Source organism: Streptomyces huiliensis (assembly GCF_020037025.1).
GTDB lineage: Bacteria > Actinomycetota > Actinomycetes > Streptomycetales > Streptomycetaceae > Streptomyces > Streptomyces huiliensis.
Genome location: NZ_JAIQLH010000393.1, coordinates 1 through 7,222, shown reverse-complemented (window position 1 = coordinate 7,222; position 7,222 = coordinate 1). Strand labels below are relative to the sequence as shown.

At 73.3% G+C, this 7,222-nt stretch carries 6 protein-coding genes; 5 read left to right on the top strand and 1 reads right to left on the bottom strand.

Going from position 1 to position 7,222, the window contains the following annotated elements; all coding sequences use genetic code 11:
- Positions 1-693 (bottom strand): alpha/beta hydrolase (locus tag JNW98_RS33965; RefSeq protein ID WP_223772142.1); only part of this gene is annotated, 693 nt, incomplete at its 3' end.
- A gap of 298 nt (positions 694-991) precedes the next feature.
- Between JNW98_RS33965 and JNW98_RS36985 the strand changes: the two genes are divergently transcribed.
- From JNW98_RS36985 to JNW98_RS33940, 5 genes are all read left to right on the top strand, one after another.
- Positions 992-3,238, top strand: coding sequence for a serine/threonine-protein kinase (locus JNW98_RS36985; protein WP_372459394.1), 2,247 nt, complete (start codon positions 992-994; stop codon positions 3,236-3,238).
- Between the two features lie 79 nt (positions 3,239-3,317).
- Positions 3,318-4,529, top strand: a complete 1,212-nt coding sequence (mqnC, locus tag JNW98_RS33955; RefSeq protein WP_223772141.1) for a cyclic dehypoxanthinyl futalosine synthase — start codon at positions 3,318-3,320, stop codon at positions 4,527-4,529.
- 11 nt (positions 4,530-4,540) lie between these two features.
- Complete coding sequence (locus JNW98_RS33950) at positions 4,541-5,194, top strand: amidohydrolase family protein (RefSeq protein ID WP_223772140.1); 654 nt, start codon at positions 4,541-4,543, stop codon at positions 5,192-5,194.
- Positions 5,195-5,295: 101 nt separating this feature from the next.
- Positions 5,296-5,910: a Uma2 family endonuclease gene (locus tag JNW98_RS33945; protein ID WP_223772139.1), complete on the top strand. Its 615-nt coding sequence runs from the start codon at positions 5,296-5,298 to the stop codon at positions 5,908-5,910.
- A gap of 377 nt (positions 5,911-6,287) precedes the next feature.
- Positions 6,288-6,995, top strand: coding sequence for a demethylmenaquinone methyltransferase (locus JNW98_RS33940; RefSeq protein WP_223772138.1), 708 nt, complete (start codon positions 6,288-6,290; stop codon positions 6,993-6,995).
- Positions 6,996-7,222 lie beyond the last annotated feature (227 nt).

Sequence of the window (7,222 nt, the reverse complement as noted above, 5' to 3'; positions counted from 1 at the left end):
CAGCTGGGAGTCGGGGACGATGTCCGGGCCGGAGGCGATCACGGCCTTGAACTTGTCCGGGTGCTTCAGGACGGCCTTCAGCCCCGCGAAGCCGCCGGTGGAGGAGCCCATGAAGGCCCAGCCGTCGCGGGACTTGATCGTCCGGAAGTTCTCCTTGATCAGCTGGGGGACGTCCTCGGTCAGCCAGGTGCCCATCTTCGGCTGGCCCGGGATGTCACTGCCGTCCCAGTACAGCGGGTCGGCGTTGCGCGGGTTCAGGACGGGCATCGCGATGATGAAGGGCTTGCCCGTGCCCTCCTCGGACCACTTGGCGACGCTCGACTCCAGGCCGAGGTCGGTGCCCATCCAGTAGTTCATCGGGAAACCGGGGCCGCCGGGCAGCGCGATCAGCACCGGGAAGCCGCTCTTCTTGTACTTCGGGTCCTTGTACTGCTTCGGCGCCCAGACCCAGACCTTGCCGGTGAACCCGGACTTCTTGCCGTGGTACGTCACCACGCCGATCTCGGTGCCGTCACTCAGGGTGTTGGCGTTCTTGAACGGGGCCGCCGGTCCCGTCGGCATCGCGACCTTGGAGTCGGACGCCTGCTGGGCGCCCTTCCCGCCGTCGTTCCCCCCGGCCTGACCGCCGCCCGCCGGAATGTCCTGACCGAAGCTGACCGGTTCGCCCTTGCGGGAGAACGGGCCGATCTCCATGTACTTCATGACACCGGTGGTTATCAGGCCGAGGACAGCTATGGAGGCCACCACTATGATCCAGCGTTTCCGGCCGGATCGCCGGCGGCCCTGAGACCGGTAGGTCCCGCTCGAGTGCGTCATCGCGTCGCTCCGGACGATTCTGCTGCCCCGAAGGACATGACGGTTTGTTCCGACCTAGTGGATGGGGAAACCGGGGAGGCGGGTTCCTGAGACAGGCCATGAATTGAGTCATAGGCTGAAAATCGGAGGCCGACAGGGGGCGTACGGCCCCTTCTGGGGGGAGGCGAAGGTCCCGATGCGGCCGTTGCTGGAGGAGGATCCGCGCGCCGTCGGCCCGTACCGGCTGCTGGGCGTGCTCGGCGCGGGCGGCATGGGCCGGGTCTACGTGGGCCGCACCGGCGGCGGCCGGACGGTGGCGGTGAAGGTCGTGCACCCGCGGCTCGCCCTCGACGAGGAGTTCCGCTCGCGCTTCCGCCGCGAGGTGGAGACCGCGCGGCGGGTCGGCGGCGCCTGGACCGCGCCGGTCCTGGACGCGGACCCGGACGCGCCGGTGCCCTGGGTGGTGACGGGGTACGTGGCCGGGCCCTCCCTGGACCGGGCGGTCGCCGACGTCGGCCCGCTGCCCGAGCCCGCCGTCCGCGCGGTGGGCGCCGGGCTGGCCGAGGCGCTGGCCGCGGTGCACGGGCTGGGCCTCGTCCACCGGGACGTCAAACCCTCCAACGTGCTGCTGCCGCTCGACGGTCCGCGGCTGATCGACTTCGGCATCGCCCGGGCCATGGACGGCACGACCTCGCTCACCGCCACCGGCGTCGTGATCGGCTCGTCCGGGTACATGGCGCCCGAGCAGGTGCTGGGCCGCCCGCTGACCGGGGCCGCGGACGTCTTCTCGCTCGGCGCGGTCCTCGCCTTCGCCGCGGCGGGCGCGCCGCCGTTCCCCGGCGAGCACCACGCGTCGATCAACTACCGCGTCGTGCACGGCGATCCGGAGCTCGCGCCGGGGCTGGCCGGGGAGCTCCGCGAGCTGGTCACGGCCTGCCTCGCCAAGGACCCGGCCGACCGCCCGGCCCCCGCCGACCTGCTGCGCCGGCTCACCGGCGACCGGCCGGCGGGCGACCTCGTGGGACCGGGGTGGCTGCCGGCGCCGCTGGTGGAGCAGGTGAGCCGGCAGGCAGTGGAGCTGCTGGGGCTGGAGGGCTGGGAAGGCTGGGAGGGACGGCCGGGGGCCGGTGGGTCCGCCCCGGCGGGCGCCTTCGGGCCGCCGGAGGGGTACGCGCCGACGGAGTGGGGTGCGGGGCCGCCGTCGGCGGCGGGTGACGGCGACGGGAACGGGCACCGGGACGGGTACCGGAACGGGCATGGCCCGGGGGGCCCCGGTGGTCCGGCCGGGCCTGGCGGAGGCGACGGGGGCGACGGGGGCGACAGGGGCGACAGGGGCGGCAACGGAGGCAACGGAAGCGACGGCGGATCGGTGGGCGCGCCGGAGCGGCCGGGCGCGGGCGGCGCCTCCGGCGCGCCCTCCCCGGCGTTCCCCGCGCCCCCGACGGGCCCTTACACCGGCCCCTACGGGGAGTGGCCCGGCGGCGCGATCCCCGTACGGGACGGCAGCGGGCCGGGGAGGGCGTACGGGCTCGGCGGCGGGGCTGCCGGGGACGCATACGGCGGTGCCGGTGACGGGTACGGGGGCGGGTACGGCGACTCCGGTGCCTCGGGCGCCTCGGGCGCGAAGACGTACGGCGGGCCGGGCGCGGGCCCGTACAGCGACCGGGGCCCGTACGGGGACCGGGGCCCGTACGGGGACCGGGGCCCGTACGGGGACCGGGGCCCGTACGGGGACCGGGGCCCGTACGGGGACCGGGGCCCGTACGGGGACCGGGGCCCGTACGGGGACCGGGGCCCGTACGGGGACCGGGGCCCGTACGGGGACCGGGGCCCGTACGGGGACCGGGGCCCCTCCGGGGACCGCCCGCCCCCGCCGGACGGCTCCGGCCCCGCCTCGGCCGCTCCCCGGCGGGGCGGTGTGCGCCGCCGGGCCGTCCTGGCCGGTGCGGCGGCGGCCGGCGCGGTGGCGGTCGCGCTCGCCGTGCTCGTGGCGCTGGGGGTGTGGCCGTTCGAGCGGGCCGACGGGCACGGCGGCGGGCGGAAGCACGCGGCGAAGGGCTCCGCCGCGCCCGTGTCCCCGGCGGAAGGGGACGTTCCGAGCGGGTTCGTCGGACGGTGGACGGGACAGATCAAGCAGCGCGACGGCACCCCCAACGGCTCGGTGACCACCGTGATCAGCCAGGGGCGGAAGGGCGACTACGTCGTCCGCACCAGCTACGACGTCCTCTCGGTCTTCCAGTGCCGGGCCAAGGCGGCGCTGCGGTCGGCCACCGCGACGACGCTCACGCTCAGGGAGGTGACCGACGGGCCGAAGGCGGTCGGCTGCACGGGCAACGAGGCGACGCTCGTCTACACCCTCAGGTCCGACGGCACGCTCTCCTACGCCTCCGACGACGCCCAGGGCGGCTCTCCCACCGCCACCCTCACCCGCGCCGGTGGCTGACCCCGGCCGCCCCCGGCGCTGTCGGACCCCTGGCGTAGGCTGGTTCGGACTTCACGAACCCCCTCCGAAGGGACGCACGGTGACAGAGCACGCCGACCTCTCGCCCTCTGAGATCGCAGCCGTCCTCGACCGCGCCGCCGCCGGCGGGCGGATCACCCCGGAGGAGGCGCTCGTCCTCTACCGGTCCGCTCCGCTGCACGCGCTGGGCGCGGCCGCCGACGCCGTGCGCCGCCGACGCTACGCGGGTACCGAGCACATCGCGACGTACATCATCGAGCGCAACATCAACTACACGAACTCGTGCGTCACGGCGTGCAAGTTCTGCGCGTTCTACGCCCCGCCGAAGAGCGACAAGGTCTGGACCCGGCCCCTCGACGACATCCTGCGCCGCTGCGCGGAGACCGTGGAGCTGGGCGGCACGCAGATCATGTTCCAGGGCGGGCACCACCCGGACTACGGGGTGGAGTACTACGAGGAGCACTTCTCCGCGATCAAGAAGGCGTTCCCGCAGCTCGTGATCCACTCGCTGGGCGCTTCCGAGGTCGACCACATGGCGCGGATCTCGGGCGTCTCCGCCGAGGAGGCGATCCGCCGGATCCACGCGGCGGGCCTGGACTCGTTCGCGGGTGCCGGCGCCGAGCTGCTGCCGGAGCGGCCGCGCAAGGCCATCGCGCCGCTGAAGGAGTCGGGCGAGCGCTGGCTGGAGATCATGGAGATCGCCCACAACCTGGGCGTCGAGTCGACCTCCACCATGCTGATGGGCACCGGCGAGACCAACGCCGAGCGGATCGAGCACCTCCGGATGATCCGCGACGTGCAGGACCGCACGGGCGGCTTCCGCGCGTTCATCCCGTACACGTACCAGCCCGAGAACAACCACCTCAAGGGCCGGACCCAGGCGACGATCTTCGAGTACCTGCGCATGATCGCCATCGCGCGGCTGTTCATGGACAACATCGCCCACATCCAGGGCTCCTGGCTGACCACGGGCAAGGAGGTCGGCCAGCTGTCGCTGCACTACGGCGCGGACGACCTGGGCTCGATCATGCTGGAGGAGAACGTCGTCTCCTCGGCGGGCGCCAAGCACCGCTCGAACCGGCAGGAGATCATCGACCTGATCCGCAAGGCGGGCCGCGTCCCGGCGCAGCGGACGACGACGTACGAGCACATCGTGGTCCACGACGACCCGGCGAACGACCCCGTCGACGACCGCGTCGTCTCGCACCTCTCCTCCACGGCGATCGAGGGCGGCACCGCCCACCCGGAGCTCAAGCTCGTCGCCACCACCTGAGGTCCGCTCCGGTGCTGACGATCCACACGGCCGGGCTGCTGCTGACCGGCGACCCGGCCACCGCGCCCGTCCCCGGCGGCGCGGTCCTCGTCGACGGCGGCGCGGTCGCGGCCCTCGGCCCACTCGACGAGCTGACGGCGGCGTACCCGGGGGCGCGGATACGGCGCTGGCCGGGCATCCTCACGCCCGGCCTCCGGCAGTGGCACGGCCTGTGGCTGCTGACCCGCGCCTACCACCCGGACCCGCGCGAGTACGACGACCTCGGCGACCGCCCGCTGACCGGCGACCGGCTGGCGGCCCTGGACCTGCCGGACACCCGCCGGTCCGGCAGCGTCCGCCGGGGGCTCCAGCGCATGCTGCGCTACGGCACGACGGCGGTCGGCGGCCCCTTCCGCGACCCGCTGGTCCACACGGCCGTGGCCCGCTCCGGCCTGCGCGAGGTCCCCGCGACCCTCGCCCCCGGCACCACGGCCGCCCCGCCGGACCTCGACCCGTTCCGCAACGCGTCCGCCCTGGCCGACGTGATCCCCGCCCCCCTGACCGCCGGCGGCCGCGCCGACCTGGCCGCGTTCGACGTCCTGGACGAGGCGGCTCTGGTGGCGGCGGGGGCGGGTACGTGCGTGGCGACGGTGCTGGCGGGACGGCTGGTCTACCGGGGGCACTGACGCCGCCACGCCGTCAGTGTTCCGCCGCGGGATCACCACAACGGGTGGCAGTAACGTCGTACACAGGACCGTGAACCGTCCCGGCGTCCACACTCTTGCCCATGGGAGCAGTGATGACCGCAGACCGGCTGACGAAGGCCACGCTGGAGAACTGGATGTTCCCGCCTGCGGACGGCTGGGTGTATGCCCAAGTCAAGGATCTTGATCTGCCCTTCGACTGGGAACTTGTGGACGGAGTGATCGTGGTCCGGGGGCAGACCAAGCTGTGGCATGACACCGTCCGCGATGAGCTGCGCTTCCACCTTCGTCAGGCATGTCCTGACGAGTACCGCGTCAACGTCGAGCGCTGCGTCATGCTCGAGGACAGAACCGTGGTCAAGCCCGACGTCGTCGTCTGTGACAGGAAGGAACTGGACTTCCTCGACGTCGAGTGCACCTCGGTCGACAAGGTGAAGCTCGCGGTGGAGGTGGTCTCACCGGGCTCCCGCAGCGATGACCGGTTCCGCAAGCCGGCCCAGTTCGCGCAGGCCGGGGTCCCCTTCTATTGGCGCGTCGAACTGGAGGCGGAGACCCGAAGCCTTGCGGTGCACGAGTACTGGCTGCCGGTCGACGGGCACGCGTACGTTCCTGCCCCCCTGCATCCGGTGCACCGGGACAAGTTGGTCACCGAGTTGCCGTTCCCTGTGGAGATCGACCTGACGGCCGTTCTCGGTTGACCGGTGCGGGTCCCACCCAGCCGTCAAGGATCCGTAGCGGGGGGCCGTGGGAACGTCAGGGGGGTGTCAAGGAGAACCCTTGCCTCCGGTTTCTTCGGCAGAGTGATTGATGCGGGCCGGCCGCTCCGGTCGTCCGCGGTGCGGAGTGGAGGGCCTGGCCATCGCGGCCGGCCGGAAGAGCTGTGCCATCGGTGCGGGACGGCGGCCGTCGACGGGCGGTGCCGGGTTCCGGGGGACGTGCCGGTGGGCCTGGGGGCGCGGGGGTCCACAGGAGCGAGTGCTCACCGTGCCGTGGAGGTGACGTCGTCGCGGAGCGGCCGGCCCGACCAAGAGGCCCCTGTGCCCGGTGGCCGGGGGCGAAGGTGAACAATGGGGGCGTGACCCGAGCCTCCCTGGACAAGCAGCCGCACGAAGTCGCCGCGATGTTCGACGACGTGGCGGCCAAGTACGACCTGACCAACGACGTGATCTCGCTGGGCCAGGCCCGGCGGTGGCGGAAGCACGTGGCGGCGGCCGTCGCGGGACGGCCGGGGGAGCGGGTGCTGGACCTCGCGGCCGGTACCGGCACCTCGTCGATCCCGTTCAGCGCCGACGGCGCGTACGTCGTCCCCTGCGACTTCTCGCTGGGCATGCTGCGCGAGGGGAAGAAGCGGCACGAGTGGCTGCCGCTGACCGCCGGTGACGCGACCCGGCTGCCGTTCGCGGACGAGGTGTTCGACGCCGTCACCATCTCCTACGGGCTGCGGAACGTGCAGGACACGGACGCCGCGCTGCGCGAGATGCTGCGGGTGACGAAGCCGGGCGGGCGCGTGGTGATCTGCGAGTTCAGCCACCCCACCTGGAAGCCGTTCCGCACCGTCTACACCGAGTACCTGATGCGGGCCCTCCCCACGGTCGCGCGCGCGGTGAGCAGCAGCCCTGACGCGTACGTCTACCTCGCCGAGTCCATCCCCGCCTGGCCGGACCAGCCGGCGCTCGCGGGCCGGATGCAGGAGGCCGGCTGGACGGACGTGGCGTGGCGCAACCTGGCGGGCGGGATTGTCGCCCTGCACCGGGGCAGGAAAGCAGCCGCTTCCGCCGGCTGACGTTCGGTAAGGTTCCGGCCTCGGCCTGGCTGTTCAGGGGTCGGGAGACACCGAGTCACCGGAGCGTTTATGACGTCGTTCTGCCCGTCTTGCGGGTCCGCCTTCGTGGCTGACGCCCGCTTCTGCATGACGTGCGGCAAGGAGCGGCCCGCGGCGGAGGCAGCCGGCACCGGGGCGGCGGGCGCCACCCCGGCGGGCGCCACCCCGGCGCCGGCCCCGCCGCCCCC

Excerpts from the sequence above, each read along its gene's own strand:
- JNW98_RS36985 (WP_372459394.1), top strand. The coding sequence starts at position 992 with ATGCGGCCGTTGCTGGAGGAGGATCCGCGCGCCGTCGGCCCGTACCGG.
- JNW98_RS33945 (WP_223772139.1), top strand. The coding sequence starts at position 5,296 with ATGGGAGCAGTGATGACCGCAGACCGGCTGACGAAGGCCACGCTGGAG.